Here is a 24463-nt window from a genome sequence, read left to right on the forward strand (position 1 = left end):
CGTAAAAGTATTTCCGCATGACAGTTTAGTTCACGTATTATTTCAAAAATGAATTGTAGTAATTTTATTAAGTAGTTGTAGCGTTCTTTTGTTGTATTTAAATGGATTATTTTAAGTTAATGTGAGTAAGACCTGGTACATATGAAATGTGCTTCTTTTTGTGATTTTAGGAAGTTTAAAAGGGGGAATGAATTTCTTGAGGAAATCATTTAATCAAAAAATTAAAAAGTTAAGTAGTAGTTTAATAGTTGTATTACTAATATGTATGAATTTTTTAATCCATTTACCATTTAAAGCAGAGGCAGCTACAACAGAGTTAAAAGGTTTAGGTGATGTATCTTATTACAACGCCATCATTTTTGGAGATCATAGTGCAACGAGTGCGGATATTGAAGGTGCGATGGCTGTTCAGAAAAATATGAACGCATCAAGTTATACAGTCGTAGCAGCTGCAACTGGAGCAAATAACTTAGCTGGAGCAACTTGGATAGATGAAGGATATCCATCATTATTACTAGGCGGTCAATTTACGAAAGCGGGAGCAGGACAGGTAATTATTCAAGATGGAACAGTGGCGATGACAAAAGACGGTGACCCAGATGGCGCGATGAAAACATCATATGACCGTATCTCTTATAAAGAGCAAGCGGAGATTGATGCTAAGTTTAAAGAATTTAGAAAAGACGTTGATGGTGTAATTGGGGATGCAAGTAAACTACACACTGATAAGCCAAAACCTAATATGAGTTTTGGAATCGGTGAAGATGTAAATAACCCTAATATTTATGTCTCTTCAGGCCAGACGGGAAAGAAAGCATTTGATGTAAAAGACGTTTTTCTTCCGAATGTAGAGAATAAAGACTTTATTGTTATTTATTCAGATGCAGAAGAAGTGAGTTTTGGTGGCGGTGCAATTTTGTATGATACAAGAAATACTGGGATGGCGACGGATTTAATTAATACATCTCAAGCATACGACCCTATTTCATCTTTTACTGAGTTAGCTAGTAAGGTAATTTGGGTATTTCCTAATGCTACAAAGATAACAACTAAAGGTTATGGTGTAGTAGGTAGTGTGTTTGCACCTAATGCAGTTGTAGAAACAAAAGGTGGTTCTATTAATGGACAAGCCTATGTTGGAGGATTACACCAAAGAGATGGTTTTGAGGTTCATAACTTTAAATTTAACTGGCCAAAATGGAATAGACCAGCAGCTGAAAAAGGACATTTACAAATTAAAAAAGTTGATGAAAACGATGAAAATATTGTTTTAAAAGACGCAAAATTTGATGTTGTAGACAAAGATAATAACGTTGTGGCTACTGTTACAACAAACGAAAAGGGTATTGCGGAAGTTAAAGATTTACCACTTGGTGACTATTTTGTAAAAGAAATAAATGCACCAGAAGGATATATAAAAGTTGATACACCAGTCAAAGTAACAATTGATAATACAAACGTAATTGAACTTGTTATGAAGAATACGAGAAAAGTAGAGAATGGCCAATTTAAATTATTGAAAAAAGATAGTGAATCTGGTCAACTTCTACCAGGTGCAAAATTTGATGTTATCGATAAAGATGGGAAAGTTGTGGAAACAATTGTTACAGATGATAAAGGTGAAGCCTTATCGAAACAACTTCCAGTTGGAAGCTATACATTAAAAGAAGTAGAAGCACCGAAAGGATATGAATTATCATCTAGTTCAGTTTCTGTTGATGTAAAGGCTAATAAAGTAGTGACTGTAGATGTGGTGAATAAAAAGATCCCCGAAAAAGTAACAGGTCAATTCGAAATTGTGAAAGTAGATGCGGAAGATAAAACGAAAGTATTATCAGACGCAGAATTCGAAGTGTATAAAGAGGGTAAAAAAGTAGATACGTTACGAACAGATAAAACTGGTAAAGTAATTTCTCAGAAATTAGAACCAGGAAAGTACACATTAAAAGAAATGAAAGCACCACAAGGATATAAACTACTAAAAGAAGAAATTGAAGTCGTTGTGGAAGCAAATAAAGTAGTAGAAGTACAAATAGAAAACGCAAAAGAACTAGGAAGCTTACAAGTAATCAAAAAGGATGCAGAGAGTGGAAAAGTTCTAGAAGGTGCGGAATTTAAATTAAAGAACGAAGCTGGTCAAGTAGTTGGAGAAGCGAAAACAACGAATAAAGACGGTGTTGTGAAATTCGAAAGCTTAGTGCCAGGAAAGTACACGTTAGAGGAAATGAAAGCGCCGGAAGGTTATAAGGCGTTAGAAGTAACAGTAGAAGTAAACGTTGTAGCGAACGAAGTAGTAAAACAAGAAGTTACGAATGAAAAAGTAACAGGTCAATTCGAAATCGTGAAAGTAGATGCGGAAGATAAAACGAGATTGTTATCAGGTGCAGAATTCGAAGTGTATAAAGATGGTAAAAAGGTAGCGGAACTGAAAACAGATGAGAGTGGAAAAGTGAGGTCACCAAAATTACCGCTAGGTGAATACACAGTGAAAGAAACGAAAGCACCAGCGGGCTACAAGCTTTCAAATAAAGAATGGAAAGTAACAATTCAAAACGAGAAAGAAGTAGTAAAAGTAGAGGCAGAAAACGAAAAAATCTTAGGTTCTCTACAAATTATTAAAATGGATGATAAAGATCAAACGAAACGCTTAGCAGGCGCAGAATTTACATTGAAAGATGCGAAAGGAAATGTTGTAAAAGAAGGAATTACAACAGATAAGTCTGGAACGGTTAAAGTAGACGGACTTGTGCCAGGTGAATATACGTTAGAAGAAACAAAAGCACCAGAAGGTTATGAGTTAACAAAACAAATAATTCATGTAACAGTTGACGGTGAAAAAGTTATTGATGTAAAAGTAACGAACGGTAAGAGCCTTGGTCAATTCGAAATTGTAAAAGTAGATGCGAATGATAAAACGAAATTGTTATCAGGTGCAGAATTCGAAGTGTATAAAGATGGTAAGAAAGTAGATACATTACGAACAGATAAAACTGGTAAAGTAATTTCTCAGAAATTAGAACCAGGAAAGTACACATTAAAAGAAATGAAAGCACCACAAGGATATAAACTACTAAAAGAAGAAATTGAAGTCGTTGTGGAAGCAAATAAAGTAGTAGAAGTACAAATAGAAAACGCAAAAGAACTAGGAAGCTTACAAGTAATCAAAAAGGATGCAGAGAGTGGAAAAGTTCTAGAAGGTGCGGAATTTAAATTAAAGAACGAAGCTGGTCAAGTAGTTGGAGAAGCGAAAACAACGAGTAAAGACGGTGTTGTGAAATTCGAAAGCTTAGTGCCAGGAAAGTATACGTTAGAAGAAACGAAAGCACCAGAAGGTTATAGAGCGTTAGAAGTAACAGTAGAAGTAAATGTTGTAGCAAATGAAGTAGTAAAACAAGAAGTTATGAATGAAAAAGTGAAAGAAGAAATTACAGGTCAATTAGAAATTACAAAGGTAGACGCTAATAATACAAATAAAATATTAGCAGGCGCAGTGTTTGAAATTTGGAAAGACGGAATAAAAATCGACACATTAACAACAAATAAGAGCGGTAAAGCGACTTCTAAGAAGTTAGAACCAGGAGATTACACTTTAAAAGAAATCCAAGCGCCAGAAGGATATACTTTATCCGATAAGGAAATGAAATTTACGATTTCTAATGAAAAAATTGAAGTTGTAAAGCTTCAAATTACAAATAAAAAAGATACAGATAAAGATCCGGAAAAACCAGGTGAAGGAACAGAGAAGCCTGATGAAGGAACAGGAAAACCAGGTGAAGGAACAGGAAAACCAGGTGAAGGAACAGGAAAACCAGGTGAAGGAACAGAGAAGCCAGGTGAAGGAACAGAAAAGCCAGGTGAGGGAGTAGAAAAACCAGGTGAAGGAACAGGAAAACCAGGTGAGGGAGTAGAAAAACCTAATTTACCAGAACAAGGACAAGGTTCTTCTAATAATCAACAACTCCCAGCTACAGGACACAATACGAATTACGTTCCATTCATCGGTTTTATGCTTCTGTTACTAGGAATACGTTTAAGATTCATGGCTAAAAATAGTTAACGAATGTATAAAAGGCATCAGAGATATATAATCTCTGATGCCTTTTAAGTGAATACAGATAAAATGAAAATATCTATATGGAATGATAAATATGTTAAGCTTCAATTACGCTAAGCATTCTGTTTATAAATGCAGCTGCGTGAGCACGTTGTGATGGTCCTTTTGGTACGAATTGATTCAATTCATTACCTTTTACAATTCCATATCCATACACTCTTTGTACTTCTTCTTTAGCGTAAATTAAGTTTTGGTCTACGAATGGTAGTTCAACTTGTTTTGCAAAAATACCAGCGTGTTTTAGAGAACGATCGATCATAATAACAGCTTCTTCGCGTGTAATTGTAGTATTTGGATCAAATGTATTATCACCACGTCCGCGGATTATGCCTGCGCTTGCTGCGCGATTAATACCGTCTCTTAAAGATGGGTGTACTTGTTCTAAGTCTGTGAAATTAGCATTTCCACTTGGTAATTGTAAAGCACGAGTAATTAATGTAGCAAATTCAGCACGCGTTACAAGACGTTCTGGGAAGTACTTGCCGTTTCCTTCTCCTTGCATAATGCCTCTAGCTGCTAATTGACGAATGTCTTGTTCATACCAGCCACCTGTAATGTCATCAGTTACTGGATTTTTTTGATTTTCTTTATAGTATGTTTCAGTTCCTTTTAAGAAAGCATCCCATTGTCCGCGTTGAATCATAAACGCAGGGCAGTTTTTTCCTGACCAAAATTGGTGTTTTTGGACCTTATCTAGAGAAATATTTAAGTCGTTCATTAAATAAGCTGCCAATTTACGGGCATTTTCTACCGCTTTTTCATAGTTTCCATCTTGATTAACGGCAATTTCAATTCCGATAGATTCATAGTTTCCAGTTTTATTTCCAGCATGCCATCCAACTTCATTTACCGGAAGATGTTGATAAATTTCTTTATCATCTACTGTGAAATGCCAAGATGCGGCGCGATCAGCTGTTCCGCGTGCTTGATTATCTAAGAATTTTGCATGATTTAGAGCATTAGCACCTTTCGCTGTATTAGCCGTTTCGTGAATCGTAATATATTTAGGCACCATCGGGTAGCCAGGTCGAATATCGTCATTTCCTTTTGGGACAATCATTTCTTTAAATGTAACGCCATAAATATTGTTTGTTTGTAGAGCTTCTGGCGATCTCAATAAACTGTTTTTAGCAGTACGACTGTTTTTTAATAATGAAGCTTTTGTACCTTCAAATGTAGCAGAAGGTGCATAAATCCATTTTGCTGTTTCGTTTATTTGGACTTTAAACCAATTTCCAGCTTGTTCAGTAGGAGTAATGACTTGTGGCTCTAGTTTCCCTTCTTCTTTAAACGATTGGAACGGAAGTGCATGTATGGAAGCTTCTTCTTTTACGATTAATTTTTGGTTAGATAGTTTATGAATCTCTTGAACTTCTAAGCTATTATCATTGTTATCTATCCATCCAGCGCCAGTTGGCGTCGTTATGTAGTAAGCATTTCCTTTTTTCTTTGTCGCCGTTACGACTTGTTCTGTAATCTCGATATTCGATTTGTTTTTTAAATCATTCGCGGTATATAATGAATGTTTTTTTGAAGTGTATAGTAGGAATTGGCCAGTAACCTCGATATCTTCTTCATGAGTACTATGCTCATTAACATGCTCCTTAATACTTTTAAAAACTTGATCCTCCGTATATACTTCGGCGGATTTTTCAGCACTCTCTGCAAATGAATAAGTAGGTGCAAGAACAGTTTGTAATGCAAGAGAGAGAGTTAATACACTATAAAATTTCTTTTTCATATTTGTTTTTAACACATTAGATTGTGGAATCTAGTGTTAACAGTCCTCCTTTTTATATTGTATTTTCACTATGTATCGATTTTAACACTAATAAATTTTAACAAGAGAAAATCATGATGTCTATATACATGAGCAATATTCATAAAAAGAATTATTTGAAAAAATGTAAGAGAAACAGGTAAAACCTTCTGTATTGACCTGCAAACGCCCTTCAAGTAAACTAAAGAGAGTTTGCAAATGAAAAGGTGATAATGTTGTTAATTTCAATTAAAACGTTACAAGATGATCGTTTTTTACGTCCGCTACAAAATATTGGCGGCTTATTTTTTGAAGAGAGTACGATTGGATTTGAACAAGAGGAAGCAAATCTTATCGTTGATATACACATTGAAGAGAATGTGAAAGCATCTGCTCGTTTAACAGATGTTGCGACTGGAAATGTGTATGAAGAAACATTCGCAAAAGATTTATCTGCTTTTACAGATGAAAAAGAGCGTATGAAGCAAGTGAAACACGTTGTTTCTTATGTATATCTTTCTGTTCTTCAGCAGTTAACTGGTATTGAACAAAGCTGGGGTATTTTAACGGGAGTACGTCCGACGAAACTTCTTCACAAAATGCTTCAAAATGGTATGTCAAAAGAAGAAGCGCATCAAGAACTTCGTGAAAGTTATTTAATTCATGAAGAGAAAATTGAACTTCTTCAGCGCATTGTTGATTGCCAATTAGCAGTTGTTCCGGATTTATACCGTTTGAAAGAAGAAGTAAGTATTTATATCGGTATTCCGTTCTGCCCAACGAAATGTGCATATTGTACATTCCCGGCTTATGCAATTAATGGACGCCAAGGATCTGTTGATTCGTTCTTAGGTGGTTTACATTATGAAGTTCGTGAAATTGGTAAGTTTTTAAAAGAAAAAGGTGTAAAAGTTACGACGATTTATTACGGCGGCGGTACACCTACAAGTATTACAGCAGAAGAGATGGATATGCTGTATGAAGAAATGTATGAAGCGTTCCCAGATGTGAAAAATGTGCGTGAAGTAACAGTTGAGGCAGGTCGCCCAGATACAATTACGCCAGCAAAGCTAGAAGTGTTAAATAAATGGAATATTGACCGTATTAGTATTAATCCGCAGTCATACCATCAAGAGACACTAAAAGCAATTGGACGTCATCATACTGTAGAAGAAACAATTGAGAAATACCATTTAGCTCGTGAAATGGGAATGAACAATATTAATATGGACTTAATTATTGGTCTTCCTGGTGAAGGGTTAGATATCTTCAAGCATACGTTAGATGAAACAGAAAAGTTAATGCCAGAATCATTAACAGTTCATACGTTATCATTTAAACGTGCTTCTGAAATGACGCAAAACAAACGTAAATATAAAGTAGCAGGTCGCGAAGAAATTACAGCGATGATGCATGAAGCAGAAGAGTGGACGCAAAAGCATAATTACGTACCATATTACCTATATCGTCAAAAGAATATTTTAGGTAACTTAGAGAACGTTGGTTATGCAATGCCGACGCAAGAAAGTATTTACAACATTGTCATTATGGAAGAAGTACAATCAATTATCGGACTTGGTTGTGGTGCATCAAGTAAATTTGTTCACCCGAAGACGGGAGCAATTACGCACTTTGCGAATCCGAAAGATCCAAAATCATATAATGATGGCTTTGTGAAATATACAGAAGATAAACTGAAAATTTTAGAAGAGCTATTTGCATAAGAAGAAAGAGGTTGTTCCGAGTCGGAACAACCTCTTTTTTATCCTGCAGTAACGGGCGGTCCGATTATATCTTATTAGTTTTTGTCGGTAAGTCGATATATTCGAAAAATCGCTGATATAAATTGAGTTGTGGTTGATATATTTCAAGTTACGGTCGATATATCTGGAAAATCGCCGATATAATTTCATTTACCGTCTAGCGGTACCGTATGTAAAACTATGTCGATAATAATCAGAAAAATTAGTCACATCATTAGAGGACAATGTCTACTTATGGACGAAATGATAGATTTATGAAAGAGAAAAGGGGGAAATTGTTGGCATGTATATGACGATAGGGAGAATTTTTGATTTATCAGTTGGTAAGTATCCAAATAAAGAGGCGTTAGTGGAACCTGAAAAAAATATTCGCTGGACGTATAAACAGTGGGATGAACAAATAAATAAAACAGCGCACGCTCTATTAGAAGAAGGGGTAAGAAAGGGAGATACGGTATCTGTTTACTTATATAATTGCCATGAATTTGTAAACGTTTACTTAGCCTGTGCGAAAATTGGAGCGATCTTTAACCCGATTAATTTCCGCTTAAAAGCAAAAGAAGTATCTTATATTCTTCAGGACGCATCCTCGAAAGTCGTTGTCTTTGAAAAAGCAGTTGAGTCAACTGTTGCTATAATTGAAAGAGATTTTCCAAATACATCTTTTTGGTCTATAGAAAACGATAAACCTTCCTATGCAAGTTCCTACCATGAAAAAGTGAATGAAGCATCTTCTGAGAAAGTAAATATCGAAATTGATGAAATGGATTATTGTTCTATGCTGTATACGAGCGGTACGACAGGTCATCCGAAAGGCGTGTTACATCGCCATCGTGAAATGGCTGAGCATAGTATGATTTGTACGTATTTCCTAAAATATAATAGAGATAGCGTTGGGCTTGTTGTTGCACCTTTATATCACTGTGGTGAATTAAATGCCGGAATCATACCACGCATTCAAGTTGGCGGAAAGAATGTTATTTTGCATCATTTTGATACAGAAACAGTATTACATACGATTCAAGAAGAAAAGATTACGACGTTCTTTGCAGCGCCGACGATGTGGAATATGTTGTTGCAAAAAGATTTAGCTCAGTATGATTTAACGTCAATGAAAATCGGTATATATGGCGGAGCAGCAATGGCACCGGCGTTAGTGAAGGAATGTAAAGAACGTCTTTATATTGATCTTGTTCAAATATACGGAATGACAGAAATGGGGCCAGTTGTTGCATTTCTCGTAGAGGAGGATCAAATTACGAAAGCTGGTTCAGCAGGCACGCCATGTTTTAGCCATGAAGTTCGTATTGTGAAACCGAACGAGGATGCACCGGCAGAACCAGATGATGTATTACCTCCTTATGAAGTGGGAGAAATTATTTTACGCGGCCCAACTATGATGGCTGGCTATCATAATCGTGAAGAAGCGAATAAAAAATCGATGTATAAAGGATGGTATCATTCTGGTGATCTAGGCTATTTTGATAAAGACGGTTATTTATTCGTTGCTGATCGCGTTGATGATATGGTAATTAGCGGTGGCGTAAATATTTATCCTCGTGAAATTGAAGATTTCCTTCATAGTCATCCAGGTATATTAGATGTGGCGGTACTTGGTGAGCCAGATGAATTATGGGGAGAGCGTGTTGTGGCAGTTATTGTGAAGAAAGATGAAACAATAACAGAAGCTGATTTAGAAACGTATTGCAAAGAAAGTGATGAACTAGCAGATTATAAACGTCCGCGTCATTATTTATTTGTAGATGAACTCCCTCGTAATGCGAGCGGGAAGTTGCAGAAGTTTGTACTGAGGGAGTCGTTGAAAGGTGCGAAAAAATAGAAAATGCAGGATGCCCCATATCTATGGGGTATCCTGCATTTTTCTGTATTAAACAGAAGAAACAATATCTTTGTTAATTCTAATTTTTTCTTGGTGAAGGTTAATTAGCGCATTTGAAATAAGGTGGAAACACAAAGTGGATGTAATACAAAAAGAAAAGACACCCTAAGGTGCCTTTCTCCGACTTGAACCATTTCATTTCATACGAATCGGAATCTATCCGTATTACCATTACCCCTTTGTTATGAGTGTAAACACACACTATAAAGCAGAATCGTCTATATACACTAGATTGTTAGTTCACAAAAGACAAGAGATTTGAGATCAATATTGAAGTGACGCCACATCCCCTATAATAATTGATATGTTACGCCTTTTAAAAGAATCTGCTTTATAGAACGTGCCCACAAGTTATATTTTACTACATGTAATATTCATTCAGTGTATTTTTTGATGAATATGTATAATTACATAAACTGTATGAAAAAAAGAGAGTATACTCTGATGTTGTGTAATAAAGATAAAGCCCGCCTACGGAATAGGGGGCTTTTCTTACTTTTTATAAATATTTATTCCAATTATATTATCAGATGAGTCTAAACGAATATAAACGTCAGCTGATAAAAGGTGTGCATTATATATTCGTTGTTTATATGTTGATATCTCGAAGCGTTTTCCATTTAATTCACATTCTAGAATAATCATATCGCCATGTTCTTTCCAAGTTATTAATTTAGCAGTTGTATTCATATAAACCTCCTCTGAATCATTTTATGAAAATTAATAGAGATAGTGTGAGAAAGGAGTTTATATAACAAAAAAAGACACCTTAAGTGTCTTCTTTGATTACTATAAAAGTCGTTGAATAAAATAGGTTTCTATTTTTATTTGCGTGAAAAGCCTTCTTCATCAAGGTATTCCGCAGCTTCTGGATAAGAGTTGAATGTACCGTCTAAGTTTACACCAGCGTACACGTTCCACATGTCATCCTCTGAAATAAGAGTAAGAATATGACCATCTTCGTTCTGCCATTCTTCTTCTTTCGCAGGTTCTACAGGTGCTACTACTTCTTCTTGTGATAGAAGGTCAATTGATTTCTCAATTACTGAACGTAACTCCTCTGCTGAAAACTCACGGATGTTAACCATGCCTTTATCATCTGTTTTATAACCTTTAATACCGCTTGCATATACAAATCCATTTCCATTTGGGTGTAAATGAAATACAACGTTCTTTTTATCTAAACGACTTTCTTCAAAGTGGAAGTTTACACGTTTTAATGATACGTTCTTTCTTTCTAGTTCTGGGAAAGATTCAATAATCGATAATTTTTCTTCAAAAGTTAGCATAGTGCCTCCAAGTATATAGTAAAAGATTTAATTTGTTCATTATAGCATAGTTGCAATTGTTTCCAAAGATAAGGGGGAAACTTTTCATTGAATACGTTTACGTCACGAGAATGTAAAAAGTGAGCTAACGAATGTATCTTTTTAGGTGTACAATGGAACATGGACTTTATACAAAGGTGGTTTTTTTATGTTTCAAAAAATAGCAAAGGAATGTTTAGCAGGATTTACTGTTGCGATTGTTGCGTTACCACTTGCGATTGCATTTGGTATTGCCGCGACAGGAACGTCTGAGGGAGCGCTTGTTGGATTGTATGGTGCGATTTTTGCAGGTTTATTCGCAGCGTTATTTGGCGGGACACCTGGGCAAGTAACAGGGCCAACTGGACCAATTACCGTTATTGCAACAGGAGTTATTGCGACGCACGGGTTAGAGGCAAGTTTTATTGCCTTTATGATGGCAGGGTTATTTCAAATTTTATTCGGTGTATGTAAGCTCGGTTCTTACGTTCGATATATTCCGTATCCTGTCGTTTCGGGATTTATGAATGGTATTGCATTAATCATTATTTTAGGCGAAATAAAGCACGTACAAAATAGTTTTTTACTTGTTGTGTTAACGATTATTGTAATGATTGTTTCTGGTAAATGGATTAAGGCGATTCCGTCTAGTTTAGTAGCACTAGTCGGTGTGACAGCTTTGCTTCCTTTATTTTCTTCCTTACTCGAAGGACTTACAGTAAAGTTACCGATTATCGGAAATCTTTCACTAAATAAAGTAATTGAAAAGATTGGAACCATTCCAGAAGCGATGCCTACGCTTCATATTCCATCTTTAAGTGGAACAGGAATAGCAGCACTTATTTTGCCAGCGCTTAGTATTGCTTTATTAGGATCGATTGACTCGTTGTTAACATCGGTCGTAATGGATAATGTGACAGGTACACGTCATAAAAGTAATAAAGAACTGGTCGGACAAGGTATCGGTAATATGATGAGCGGATTGTTTGGCGGATTAGCAGGTGCAGGTGCGACTGTAAGGTCTATCGTGAATATAAGAAGTGGCGGTAAAACGGCACTTTCGGCATGTATGCATAGTGTTATCTTATTTATTTTTATTATGGGTCTTGGTTCGGTCGTACAATATATTCCACTTGCTGTATTATCAGGTATTTTAATTTTAACTGGTATTGGAATGTTCGATTGGGGAAGCATGAAAAAGATGCATGTCGCTCCTAAAGGTGATGTCGTTGTTATGCTCGTAACGATGATTGTAACGGTGAAGTTCGATTTAATGATTGCTGTTGCATTCGGTATTATTCTTTCGTTCATCATATATATGGTGAAATGTAAAGAACGTAAAACTTCTATCGTAAAAGAAAAAGAAGAAACGTACAAAATTCAAGGACCGCTCTCTTTCCTATCAGTAGATCGTATTTTCTCTACTTTACAAGATGTGAAGTCACCGGTTATTTTACGTATGAAAGATGTGCGTTATATGGATGTATCAGGAGCTATGGCCTTATTAAATTTTGTTGAGCAATCAAATAAAGTAGGAGCAAGTGTAAAGCTTGAGCAAGTACATCCGAGTATTGAAAAAACAATCGCAGTAATGGCAAGCGATGAACAGAAAGAGCAATTGAAAATTTTAAGTGTTTAGATGGTAATTAGAATATCTCACAATCTTACATAAATTATAATGTAGAGTTGTGGGATATTTTTATAATGTTTTTAGTAATATGTATCGCAGTGATAGGGAGGAAGGGCTCTTTTTGCGTAACAGAAACGGTTATAGTGTGTACATACATAATGGAAGGAATTAGAAAAAATATTGTGAAGAGACAGGCTTAAATGGGTTCTCTTTTCTATTTTGAAAAAAAAACCAAGTATTCAACCTATAATAAATTTGTTATGATAACCAATGGGATAAAGTGAATTCCTATCGTTTAAAACAATATGTTTGAGAGTATATGTATAAAAGAAAAGAGAAAAAATATGAATAAAACATTTGTAAAAGGAGCAGCAATTTTAACCATTACAACTTTTTTGTCGAAATTGCTGGGTAGTTTTTTTCAAATTCCATTACAAAATATTGCAGGAGATGAAGTGCTCGGTATTTTCCGCCTTGTTTTTCCTGTATATATGATTGCTCTTACATTATCGGTAGCCGGAGTTCCACTTGCAATTTCGAAACTAATTGCAGAGTTGAACGAAAAAAATAAGCAAAAGGAAATTGCAAAATTATTTAAATCAGCGTCAATTATTGGGATAGCATTTGGCGTTTTCGGCTGTTTAGTCATTGTATTATTTTCTATTGAAATTGCAAATATGCTTGGTGGACAAGAAACTAGAATGCCGTTGCTTATTACTTCATTAGCGTTACTCATTGCGCCATACATGGCGGTGTATAGAGGGTATTTTCAAGGTTTCGGTGATATGAAACCAACAGGGGTATCACAGGTCATTGAGCAATTTGTACGTGTGTTTTTTATGTTAATAATTGCTTACATACTAGTATCATGGGATAAGAGTAATACTGTTATTACTAGTGGTGCGATGGTTGGCTCTTTTCTTGGAGTCATTAGTTCGCTTATATATTTGCGTATAAAATATAATAGAAGTCCATACTACAATAAAAGCAATTCCTATTCGCTCCGAGATTTAAGAGAAAACGGCAAAAAGATATTGCGGGTATCGATCCCAATCGCTATTGGAGCTTTATCAATGCCACTTTTAAATTTAGTAGACTCGCTTACAATACCGCATGTATTACAAGGATCATCAACAGAAATTCAAGAACAATTTGGAATATACAGTCGCGGTTTTGCATTCACGCAAATAATTGTTATTTTTGCAAGCGCAATTGTATTTCCGTTAATACCACTCTTAACTTCCGCATTGGCCAAAAGAGATATAAATTTGGCGAAAATAACAATTCAAAATACAAATCGACTAGCGCATGTTTTGACAGCACCGTTAACAATATGGTTGATGGCATTAACAGTACCGTTAAATGTCGGATTGTTCACAGATGTAAAAGGCAGTAGTATGTTAACAGTTATGATTGGCAGTTCGTATTTTACTGCGGTTATGGTATTATCAATAGGTGTTTTACAGGGCATTAACCGTTCTGCGCAAGCTGCATGGATTGTTATTGGTGCGAGTTGTGTGAAAGTCGTGTTAAACATAATGTTCGTGCAGAAGTTTGGCATAGATGGAGCGGCGTATAGTACATTCATTACTTACGTATTGGTTTGTATTGTAAATCATTTGTATATTCGAAGCTATATTGCCTATTCTATTCATTTAAAAAGCTTTTTTGGTGTGCTAGCAATAGCATGTATTTTGGGACTAGGATTGTATGAACTATGTAATGTGATAAATATTACATCTTCAAGAATTATGACGTTATTATTCAGTGGTATAGCATTAAGTATTACAACCATTTTGTATGGTGTATGTGCTTTGAAATTAAAATGGATATCAATAAACAAAATACCATTTTTGAAAAGATAAATATAGAAATTTAATTTTTTATTATAATTCATATGAACTGATAAAGAGGAAACTATGTAGGGTATCAAGTGTTTAGGTAAGGAATGGGTACTAGTTTATGTTAGATGAAATAAACGGTTACCTAGTTTTGGAGGAGATTTAGGGTGCGTTTAGTCTTATCAGGATATTATGGTTTTTATAATGTTGGAGACGAGGCGATTCTACAATCAATTATTGAATCGTTAAGTAAAGAGAACCCGGATATAGAACTAGTAGTACTATCAAATGATTCTAAATATACAAAGGAAATGTATGGTGTAGAATCGGTAGATCGCTGGGATATAAAAGCTGTTTATCATGCAATCAAAAACAGTGATGGAGTTATTAGCGGTGGCGGGAGCCTTCTTCAAGATCAGACAAGTACGAAGAGTATTCTATATTATACGGGTATTATGGGACTCGCTCGATTATTAAAAAAGCCGTATTATATTTATTCACAAGGAATAGGTCCAATTACAAAAGGATATAATCGTCTATTAGTAAAATGGAACTTGTCAAAAGCTTCCTATGTATCAGTTCGAGATGAGGATTCGTTTTTATATTTAAAAGAACTTGGCATAAAAAACGATATTGAAATTGTTCCAGACCCTGTTTTAACATGGAAACGGACAAAACAATCGGATTGGTTGCAAAAGCATTCGATACATGGAAAAGTAATCGCGGTTAGTGTGCGTTATTGGAATGCAAAAGAAGATTATATAAAAAAATTAGCTGCGGCATTAAAAAAATTAAAGCAAGAAGGATACCAAATTCTATTTGTTCCAATGCATGAGCCATTTGATCAAAAAGCTTCGCGTGAAGTAGTAGACTTAATGGGAGAAGAGACGTATATGCTTCCATATAAAATGGATATCGATGAGAAAATATTCATTTTATCACAATGTTCATTACTAATTGGTATGCGTCTTCATGCACTAGTTTTTTCTGCTGTAGCCAAAACTCCAATGGTCGGGATTTCATATGATCCGAAAATTGATTCGTTTTTAAGTCAAGTGAATCAGCCAGTTATAGGAAGTGTGGATGGCGAATGGAGTGCTGAATATTTATATGAAATTGCGAAAAAGCAATTAATGCAACAAGGAACTGTGCAGCAAGAGTTACAATTGACAATAGATGAGCTTCGGTTGCAAGGCAAACAGGCAACAAAGAAACTCATTGATCATATGGAAAAAGGCACTTTATTAAAAAAGTAAAGTGTCTTTTATTTTGTTTTGAATGTAATGAAAATTCAAATTAAAAAACGTTTTATTTTAATTCCTATTTATTATGCTAAAATGATTGTGATTATTATATAATCAAATTTGTGATAATAAATTCGTAGATTACGAGGAGGATAACCTTGAAGACTTTTTCAAAAGGTATAACAGCAGTGGCATTAACGGGATCATTACTTTTAACTCCTATTTCAAGTTATGCGGCAAATGATGATATTACAGGACATATGTTTGAGACGAATATGCGCTCACTTATTACTAAAGGAGTTTTAATGGGGTATGGAGACAATGTATATGCGCCTGATAAATTAGTAACAAGAGCAGAGTTTGCTACATTCATAGCGAGGGCTTTAAATTTACCGAAAGCTGATTCGAATTTCGAGGATGTGCCGAAGACTTACGGTTTATATGATGGTGTAAGTAGGGCATATGGAGCGAAAATTATTAATGGTCGTACGAACGAGACGTTCTCACCAAATGATGTGATTACACGTGAAGAAATGTCGATAATGGTAAAGCGAGCGTTAGACTATAAAAATATTAAAGTAGCTGTAAGTCCGCTTACCTTTACTGATAAAGATAGTATTAACTATAAAGAGCATGTGCAAGTTATGGTGGCTACTCAAATTATTAAAGGGTATCCAGAAGATAATACATTTAGACCACATTTATCAGCTACAAGAGGGATGGCTTCAGCTATGTTGGATCGCATGCTTCAGACGATTGAAAAAAACGGAAATAGCAATCCTGTAGAAACTAAGAAATATGTTGTGACAAATGTAAGAGAAAACGGAACAGAGCAAGAAGTAGAGCGCTATAATACGTATAAAGAAGCGGTTACGGCTGCTCAAAATAAAGGTATGAATGCGGTAAAATATGAGAACGAATTTTTATGGATTAAAGATGGTTTTGCAAGTGCGAAAAGAATAACTGGGCAAAACATCATTAATATTTATGATGAGAATTTAGCAACAGTATATACGTATATTCAGTATGGAACAGAATTGAAAGTGTTAGAAGTTGGCGAAGATCGTGTGAAAGTTCAACTTTCTGGTTTGACAGGTTATGTGAAGAAGAATGAAATCACTTTAATTCCTACCAATGAAATGAAACAGTCGTCTTATTATGTGAAATCAGATGGATATTTATACCATAAATATTATACATATAATACAAGTTCACCTGGATATACAGAATTTAGATATGGTGTGGCACCTTCTTTCATGAAGCAAGGACAGCAAATGTATAGTGTAGATGGAAAGACATTCGGAGACGAAACTTTCTATCAATATTTCAATTATTTATCATTACGTTCGAAAACAGATTATACAGCTGAACAACTAGATAGTTATGTGAAATCGATTAAGCCAGACTCTCCATTAATTGGTTTAGGAAAGAAATTTAAAGAAGTAGAAAGCAAGTATAATGTAAATGCATTATTCTTATATTCATTAGCAATTCATGAAAGTTATTATGGAACAAGCGCTCTTGCAAAAGACAAAAATAATTTATTTGGTTTAAAAGCAACAGACGATAGTCCATATGGTAACGGAGAAGCATTCAATTCAAAAGAAGATTGTATTGAACATGCAGCAAAATTATACATGAATGAAGGATATTTAAATCCAGGACATTGGCGTTATACAGCAACATATACAGGTGATAAAGCTGCTGGTTTAAATGCGAAATATGCATCTGATGCGAACTGGGGTAAAAAAGTAGCGGGGCATATGAACCGTTTTGATTCTTATTTAGGTAAAAAAGAATACAACAAGTACAAACTTGCACGTGTGATGAATAACGTGGAAGTGAAAAAGAATCCTAGTATATCAAATGAGCGACTGTATCGTTTAAATACAAATGTAGTTGTCACAGTTACTGGTGAAGAAATAATAAATGGAAAAGCGTGGGTTAAAGTTATTTCAGATAATCCTACTGTAACAGAAGCGTATATTGCAAAAGAAAGCTTAGAGTACGTAAAACATTAATTAAATAAAAAAGAAGGTGCTACTAATATTTCGTAGCACCTTCTTTTTATTCAATTTCAAAATCAACAATGATATAAGCGAGAATAACAACGAAGAAAATGCTAACGGCTGGCGCTGTTAATACGTGGCCAGACATAAAGCCAATGCCAAGTGATAGAATGAGTGTGCTCGCTAATAGCATATACTTTACGCTCATGATTTTCTTAAAGTTTGTGATCATGCGGATGAATAATTTAATACCAAAGTATAGAAGTGGTATTAAGTAAATAAGGAAACCGACAATTCCAAATGCGAAAAATAGGTCATGGAAGTCCATTTCAATTAATTTAATTTTATCTGTGTAGTTACCAGCGTAACCCATTCCGAATAGTTTTTGTGAAAGCGGTGCGTCTTTATAGTACTGTTTGTATGTTTTTAAGAATTTGTCGCGATCGCTGTAAATTAAACTTTTTACTTCAGAATCTGTAAGTTCACCTTTTGCATGTTTTTTTGCATCTTCTGGATCTTCTTTAATTACTTTTCCTTCTTTTCGATCTTTCTCTTCTTGTACTGATTTTTTGTATTCGTATATTTGCATGTGAATGCCCATATTTTTTGCGATAGGAGTATGTGGTGTAAGAGCAATTAAACCTCCTAGTATAACAGCGGCAACAACGGTATTTACAATATGTGTGAATCCTTTTCCTTCTTTTTTACAATTTATCATATACTCAATGAATGAGAAGAAAAGTGCTACGCCTAATGTAATAACAATTGCGCCATATCCGACTTTCGTTCCGACCATAATACTTGCATACATCGCAAGTATTGTTGGAATCCAGTAATATATTTTTGAGAAAGAAGTTGTTTTATGAATCGAATATAAGACAATGATTGGGAACATAATGGCGAAAAGAGAACTTAAATCATTTCCAGCGAAGAACCAACCTCTTGAACCGATTTTTGAGTGAGGATAGCTTGGGAAATCCGTTCCAGTTTGCATTGCGACAATCATTGTGATGCTTAAAATTAAAGTTGCATATAAGAAATATGTAATGATTTTATGAAATACATACTCTTTATTTTTTAGCTCTTTAAAGGCGATAATATATCCAAACAGTAGCACAATTGGATATACGCTCTTTAAGATAAATTTAACTTCTTCTCCAAATGAAACTGGAGATTTAACCATCATATTATTTACAAGACCGATTGCGAGTGCGATTCCGAGTAAACATAAATAGAAGATGTACTTTTTCGCATCTTGTTGTTTGTGATGAAGAAGTAGGTATCCTAATGCAAGAAGCATAAAGGCGAAACGGACTACAACTCCAACTGTTGCGCTCATGTGTAGTATATAGATTGAAAAAGATGTTAATAAATCTAAAATTGGTTGAAACACAATGAATAGCAATAGGAAATGTGGGAAGTAGTTATCCGTTTGTTTCAACTTATTAACCATATGTTCCTCCAGTTCTTCATTCCTTTATTACAACACCCAAAAGATGGGTATAAAGCCTTTTTTACATAGTAAGGCGAATGAATTTCAATATTTGTTTTTTTATCCTGCTATTTGCCGGGCAGTAAGACCCCGCCTCAAAATACAATACAGCGGAAGCAAAGAAGTTAGGTGGGGGCGGGCTGCCCGTAAAAGCCCGATTGGTGAGGACTAATAATCAGTGGGGGATGAACACCCCCCACTGATTAAAGTCTCACTTTATCAAACTTAAGAATACACCATTTCATTGTAATGGTAAATAGATGAAAAGCATGGATAAACCGACTTTAATTTCTATATTTTTCAACGGAATTGTATGTTTTATACGGTATATGTACAAATTGTGAGATTATTAGACAGAAAATTGAGAAAAAAGAAGGATTTTTCAGTGGTTTTCTATAATTATATAAGTATAATCTTTATGGAGAAAAGAGGGGTATATATAATGGAAATAACAAGTAAAACAGAATCTGTCGTTGTGAAATATGAAGGGCACGTTGCAACGGTTATGGTCAACCGCCCAGAGGTGTTAAATGCGTTAGATGAGCCGACCTTAAAAGAGTTATTACAAAAGTTGAAAGAAGTAGCGGAAAGTTCTGCACATATCGTTGTGTTATGCGGGAACGGTCGTGGTTTTTCTGCGGGTGGGGATATTAAATCGATGCTTTCAAGTAATGATGAAAGTAAGTTTGATGGTATTATGAATACCATTTCTGAAGTTGTCGTGACATTATATACGATGCCAAAGCTTGTTATTAGTGCAATTCATGGACCAACTGCAGGTCTTGGGTTAAGTATTGCGTTAACAGCTGATTATGTAATGGCGGATATATCATCTGTTATTGCGATGAACTTTATTGGAATCGCTTTAATTCCAGATGGAGGCGGTCATTTCTTCCTTCAAAAGCGCGTCGGTGAAAATATGACGAAGCAAATTATTTGGGAAGGCAAGAAATTATCGGCGAGCGAAGCACTTGATATCGGCTTAATTGATGAAGTAATCGGCGAAGATTTCCAAACGGCTGTGAAGAAAAAAATTAATGAATGGTCACAAAAACCGATTAAAGCAATGATTCAAACGAAGCAAATTTTATGTGAAGTAAATCGCTCTAATTTAGAGCAAACATTGCAATTAGAAAAGCGTGGTCAATATGCAATGAGACAAACAGCGGATCATAAAGAAGGTATTGCTGCGTTTTTAGAGAAACGTTTACCAGCATTTAAAGGGGAATAAAGTTTGTCCATTCCTCACTGATTATTAGCTCGTTAATTCGGGATAAAGGGGAGAAAGTGCTAACACATTTTAGTATAATTGTGTTAGCACTTTTTTTTAGGAGTAATACATGAAGAGAATGATTGGTGTTATCACTATTATTTTGCTTACATATTCTGCTTTGCATAGTACACCATCTTTGGCAGTTCGGACTGCGTTATTTTTTGAGGGACATCCAAGTGTTGCATTTTCTGACGGGGTGACGAAAGAAAAAGATGTGAAAAAAGAAGCGATTCCAGATGAGTATCAAACTCTATATGGTAAGGACGAAGACTTAGAGCACTATTTCTTTCCACATGTAAGAGCACATGGATCAGGAATTGATATGTTAAGTGCATGCGTGAAGAAAAAATGGTTTTTCTATAAAGCAGAGCTCGGATGTTATTAAATATAGGAGGATGAATGATGTCAGCATATAACAAGTTAGTCAGAGATCGTGTTCCAGAGAAGATTTTAATGTCTGGAAAAACATATACAGCACAAAAATTAACAGGTCAAGCCTACATACAAGCTTTAGCGAAAATTGGAACGGAAGAAATTCGTGAATTTGCTTCTATGAAAGAACGCGAACATGCACTAGATTCTCTTGCAGATGCGCTAGAGGTTATCATTTCATTAGCACGTGCAGAAGGTGCATCGATTGAAGATGTGGAACGCCTTCGTAAGCAAAAAGAGATAGAGCGCGGTGGATTTGAAAGAGGTATTTATTTATTAGATGTTTCAGAAGAATAGTTTTATAGGAAAAGCATAGCGTTACTGAGTAACGCTATGCTTTCTTGTTGCAATGAAGCTAATAATGAAGAAGATAGCTGTTAATATCCAGCCGATTGTAATAGAAGTAGTAGTATGAATGGCATAAGAGATTTGTAAACAAAATAATGATGCTAAAAACCAAATGAGTGCAATGTGTATATATTTTTTTGATATATTCATATTTCAGGACTCCTTTTGTATACTAAAAAGAATTTTACTACAATTTAGAAAATTTAGCTATATAAGTAGAGGTTTTCTGGCGAATTTTGTATACTGAATAGTAGAGAAAATGAGGAGGAAACGACAATGGCACACCATACGAAAGAAACGATGGAACTGATTAAGGAGCTTGTCTCTATTCCGAGTCCATCTGGAAATACAGCAAAAATTATTAATTTCATTGAAAACTATGTCAGTGAGTGGAACGTAGAAACGAAACGTAATAATAAGGGAGCTCTTATTTTAACGGTAAAAGGGAAGAATGATGCGCAGCACCGCTTATTAACGGCACACGTTGATACGTTAGGTGCGATGGTGAAAGAAATTAAGCCTGACGGTCGCCTGAGTCTTTCTATGATTGGTGGATTTCGCTGGAACTCTGTAGAAGGAGAATATTGCGAAATTGAAACAGCAAGTGGCAAGACATATACAGGAACGATTTTAATGCATCAAACATCTGTACATGTATATAAAGATGCAGGTGAAGCAAAACGCGATGAGAAAAATATTGAAGTTCGTATTGATGAGCGCGTATTTTCAGCTGATGAAGTACGCGAATTAGGAATTGAAGTAGGAGACTTCGTTTCATTTGATCCGCGTGTTCAAATTACAGAGAGTGGATACATAAAATCCCGTCATTTAGATGACAAAGTAAGTGTTGCGATTTTATTAAAATTAATTAAAAGATTACAAGATGAAAACGTAACATTACCATATACGACGCATTTCTTAATTTCTAATAATGAAGAGATTGGATACGGTGGTAATTCTAACATTCCTGAAGAAACTGTTGAATACTTAGCAGTTGATATGGGAGCGTTAGGTGATGGACAAGCATCTGATGAATATACAGTATCTATTTGTGCAAAAGACTCTAGCGGCCCGTATCATTACGCACTGCGTAAACATTTAGTAGAGCTTGCGAAAACGAATCATATTGAATATAAAGTAGATATCTATCCATACTACGGATCTGATGCATCAGCTGCGATTCGCGCGGGATTTGATGTGAAACATGCTTTAATTGGAGCGGGTATTGATTCTTCTCACGCATTTGAACGTACACATGAAAGTTCTATTGCGCATACAGAAGCATTAGTGTATGCATATGTAATGTCTAATTTAATTGAAGAATAATTTCATAGATAATAGAGAGCTGATTAAAGATATTATTTTTAATCAGCTTTTTATTTGGCAAAGCGATTAGGAGACATGTTCTAATCGCTTTTTTATCCCGCTATTTGCCGAGTAGTAAGACCCCTACCTCAAAATTCAGCGAAAGCAAAAAAGTTAGATGGGGACCGGGCTGCCTGTAAAAGCCCGATTGGTGAGGGCTGATTAAAGTTTTTTATATACATTCATTATAAGTTATATATATGCGATTTTTGTTATACGGCCGGAAACGTATTTACTATAGATATATAATGTTATACACTATGAAAGGAATTAATTAATAGTTAATATTTTTTAGTTAGCTTGAATAAAAAAATTGTATGAATATGAAGTTTTGAGAGGAGATTTATTTTTCATGAAGTACAAAGCAATAGCCGCAGGTTTATTAGCAGCAAATTTACTAGCACATCCAATTAGTAGTTTAGCAGAAACGAAGAAATTTCCTGATGTTTCAGATAGTGCGTGGTCGAAAGACGCAATTTATTATTTAGTAGAGAGAAATGTAATTAACGGTATGCCAGATGGTAACTTTATGCCATACGGAAATTTAACACGTGCCCAGGCAGCAAAGATTATCGCAACAGCAATTGGTGCTAAAGTAGATCCGAATGCAAAGCCGTCTTATAATGATGCAAAAAATAATTGGGCAGCTTCATTTATTGCAGCCATGGAAAAAGAGAATATTATTAAAGGGCGAGAACCAGGAGTATTTGATCCTGAAGGAAAAGTAACTCGTGCTGAAATGGCAGCTATGCTTGTAAGAGCATATAATCTGAAAAGCAAAGTAACAGGACCAGTTCCTACAAAATTCGCTGATTTAGAGAATCATTGGGGTAAAGAAGAAGTTAATATTTTAGTAGAATTAAAACTTTCTTTAGGTACAGAGAATGGCTGGAAACCGAATGATTCTATTACGCGTGAACAAGCAGCTCAGCTTACTGCGCAAACAGATAAATTTAGCAAGAATAGTGATCGTCCAGTAGAAACAAAGAAAATGTACATAGATAGAAAATTCATTACATATCACGCACCATCATTAAGTTCTGGGATTAGTGCGAATCAGCATAATCCACAAACGGTAGAAATTAAAGAAGAACGAGATGGATGGATCAAAATTGCAACAAGTAACGGTGATAAATGGACACCTTTAGTAGAGAAAACGGAAGTTATTAATGAAGGATTCACTACTTATGCAGAAGCTTCTTCTTCGTCAAAAGTAATGGGAACACATAACGCACAGCAAGTAACTGTTATTGAAGAGAACGGCAGCTGGATTCGTATCCGCATGGGCGCTGGTTTCCAATGGGTTAATAAAAATCAATTAAATCCAGTGAAGCAAGGGAATTTCTTAGAAGGAAAAGCGATTATTATTGATCCAGGTCATGGTGGAGCAGATTCAGGTAATCCAGGTTATTATGAGAAAGAAAGTGAAACTGTATTAGATGTATCATTACGATTACAGAAAATATTTGAGAAAAAGACACCATTTACTGTGTTATTCACTCGTACAGATGATACACGTCCAGGAACAAGTGCTTCTGATTCTTTAAAGAAACGTGTAGAATTTGCTCAAAAAAATAATGGGGATATTTTTGTAAGTATTCATGGTAATGGCACGGAAGAGAAAAATGGACAAGGTACAGAAACATTCTACTATGAATCAGCGACAGCAAGAGGAACAAATCCTAACGTATCAGAAAGTCGTTTATTAGCAGAAAAAATTCAAGAGCGTCTTGTAGATGCACTGGGAACAAAAGATCGTGGTGTGAAAAAAGGCGATTTATACGTAATTAGAGAAAATACAATGCCAGCTGTATTAGCAGAATTAGCATTTGTAGATAATAAAAGTGATGCAGATAAAATAGCTACACCAGCGCAAAGACAAAATGCAGCGGAAGCTATTTATCAAGGTATTTTAGATTACTATGAAGAAATGGGTAACAACGTGTCTTCTTTCCGTTAATAAATAATAAGAGATTGCCATTGGCA

General features: G+C 35.2%; 17 protein-coding genes. 12 read left to right on the forward strand and 5 right to left on the reverse strand.

What is annotated here, in order from left to right; all coding sequences use genetic code 11:
• The first annotated feature begins 196 nt into the window (after nucleotides 1-196).
• Nucleotides 197-4057, forward strand: a complete 3861-nt coding sequence (locus ACTFRU_RS07625; RefSeq protein WP_440037562.1) for a SpaA isopeptide-forming pilin-related protein — start codon at nucleotides 197-199, stop codon at nucleotides 4055-4057.
• 94 nt (nucleotides 4058-4151) lie between these two features.
• On the opposite strand, the gene ACTFRU_RS07630 is transcribed toward ACTFRU_RS07625, so the two are convergent.
• Nucleotides 4152-5855, reverse strand: a complete 1704-nt coding sequence (locus tag ACTFRU_RS07630) for an S-layer homology domain-containing protein (RefSeq protein ID WP_033666542.1) — start codon at nucleotides 5853-5855, stop codon at nucleotides 4152-4154.
• A gap of 251 nt (nucleotides 5856-6106) precedes the next feature.
• Here ACTFRU_RS07630 and ACTFRU_RS07635 point away from each other — a divergent pair, with 251 nt between their 5' ends.
• Together ACTFRU_RS07635 and ACTFRU_RS07640 are read left to right on the forward strand one after the other, a co-directional pair.
• Nucleotides 6107-7597, forward strand: a complete 1491-nt coding sequence (locus ACTFRU_RS07635) for a coproporphyrinogen III oxidase (protein ID WP_002025370.1) — start codon at nucleotides 6107-6109, stop codon at nucleotides 7595-7597.
• 322 nt (nucleotides 7598-7919) lie between these two features.
• Nucleotides 7920-9476, forward strand: a complete 1557-nt coding sequence (locus tag ACTFRU_RS07640) for a fatty acid--CoA ligase (RefSeq protein ID WP_000281991.1) — start codon at nucleotides 7920-7922, stop codon at nucleotides 9474-9476.
• 552 nt (nucleotides 9477-10028) lie between these two features.
• Here ACTFRU_RS07640 and ACTFRU_RS07645 read toward each other — a convergent pair.
• A complete protein-coding gene (locus ACTFRU_RS07645) occupies nucleotides 10029-10226 on the reverse strand; it encodes a hypothetical protein (RefSeq protein ID WP_001098262.1) in 198 nt (65 codons plus the stop codon).
• Nucleotides 10227-10360: 134 nt separating this feature from the next.
• The gene (locus tag ACTFRU_RS07650) at nucleotides 10361-10825 is read right to left on the reverse strand and encodes a hypothetical protein (protein WP_000954998.1); all 465 of its coding nucleotides are present in this window, start codon (nucleotides 10823-10825) and stop codon (nucleotides 10361-10363) included.
• Between the two features lie 187 nt (nucleotides 10826-11012).
• Between ACTFRU_RS07650 and ACTFRU_RS07655 the strand changes: the two genes are divergently transcribed.
• From ACTFRU_RS07655 to ACTFRU_RS07670, 4 genes are all read left to right on the forward strand, one after another.
• Nucleotides 11013-12482 (forward strand): SulP family inorganic anion transporter, encoded by a 1470-nt coding sequence (locus ACTFRU_RS07655; RefSeq protein ID WP_088363224.1) that lies wholly within the window; start codon nucleotides 11013-11015, stop codon nucleotides 12480-12482.
• Nucleotides 12483-12817: 335 nt separating this feature from the next.
• Nucleotides 12818-14338, forward strand: coding sequence for a putative polysaccharide biosynthesis protein (locus ACTFRU_RS07660; protein ID WP_001044001.1), 1521 nt, complete (start codon nucleotides 12818-12820; stop codon nucleotides 14336-14338).
• A 143-nt stretch (nucleotides 14339-14481) separates the two neighbouring features.
• Complete coding sequence (csaB, locus tag ACTFRU_RS07665) at nucleotides 14482-15570, forward strand: polysaccharide pyruvyl transferase CsaB (RefSeq protein ID WP_001241591.1); 1089 nt, start codon at nucleotides 14482-14484, stop codon at nucleotides 15568-15570.
• A 146-nt stretch (nucleotides 15571-15716) separates the two neighbouring features.
• A complete protein-coding gene (locus tag ACTFRU_RS07670) occupies nucleotides 15717-17579 on the forward strand; it encodes an S-layer homology domain-containing protein (RefSeq protein WP_000847503.1) in 1863 nt (620 codons plus the stop codon).
• A gap of 46 nt (nucleotides 17580-17625) precedes the next feature.
• Here the strand turns inward: ACTFRU_RS07670 and ACTFRU_RS07675 are convergent, their stop codons facing one another.
• Nucleotides 17626-19020: an O-antigen ligase family protein gene (locus ACTFRU_RS07675; protein ID WP_440037563.1), complete on the reverse strand. Its 1395-nt coding sequence runs from the start codon at nucleotides 19018-19020 to the stop codon at nucleotides 17626-17628.
• Nucleotides 19021-19477: 457 nt separating this feature from the next.
• Here ACTFRU_RS07675 and ACTFRU_RS07680 point away from each other — a divergent pair, with 457 nt between their 5' ends.
• From ACTFRU_RS07680 to ACTFRU_RS07690, 3 genes are all read left to right on the forward strand, one after another.
• The gene (locus ACTFRU_RS07680) at nucleotides 19478-20290 is read left to right on the forward strand and encodes an enoyl-CoA hydratase (RefSeq protein ID WP_002023367.1); all 813 of its coding nucleotides are present in this window, start codon (nucleotides 19478-19480) and stop codon (nucleotides 20288-20290) included.
• Nucleotides 20291-20399: 109 nt separating this feature from the next.
• A complete protein-coding gene (locus ACTFRU_RS07685) occupies nucleotides 20400-20717 on the forward strand; it encodes a hypothetical protein (RefSeq protein WP_000827122.1) in 318 nt (105 codons plus the stop codon).
• Between the two features lie 17 nt (nucleotides 20718-20734).
• Entirely contained in the window at nucleotides 20735-21061 is a 327-nt protein-coding gene (locus ACTFRU_RS07690; RefSeq protein WP_001277350.1) for a nucleoside triphosphate pyrophosphohydrolase, read from the forward strand.
• Nucleotides 21062-21082: 21 nt separating this feature from the next.
• Here ACTFRU_RS07690 and ACTFRU_RS07695 read toward each other — a convergent pair whose 3' ends face one another.
• Nucleotides 21083-21262: a hypothetical protein gene (locus ACTFRU_RS07695; protein ID WP_001027085.1), complete on the reverse strand. Its 180-nt coding sequence runs from the start codon at nucleotides 21260-21262 to the stop codon at nucleotides 21083-21085.
• A 126-nt stretch (nucleotides 21263-21388) separates the two neighbouring features.
• On the opposite strand from ACTFRU_RS07695, the gene ACTFRU_RS07700 reads away from it, so the two are divergent.
• Together ACTFRU_RS07700 and ACTFRU_RS07705 are read left to right on the forward strand one after the other, a co-directional pair.
• Nucleotides 21389-22438 (forward strand): M42 family metallopeptidase, encoded by a 1050-nt coding sequence (locus tag ACTFRU_RS07700; RefSeq protein WP_016125550.1) that lies wholly within the window; start codon nucleotides 21389-21391, stop codon nucleotides 22436-22438.
• A 391-nt stretch (nucleotides 22439-22829) separates the two neighbouring features.
• Nucleotides 22830-24437 carry an N-acetylmuramoyl-L-alanine amidase gene (locus ACTFRU_RS07705; protein ID WP_000875328.1) on the forward strand — a complete coding sequence of 536 codons (1608 nt, stop codon included), beginning with the start codon at nucleotides 22830-22832 and terminating at the stop codon, nucleotides 24435-24437.
• Nucleotides 24438-24463: the final 26 nt, after the last annotated feature.

This window comes from Bacillus cereus group sp. MYBK220-1 (assembly GCF_051916445.1).
GTDB lineage: Bacteria > Bacillota > Bacilli > Bacillales > Bacillaceae_G > Bacillus_A > Bacillus_A cereus.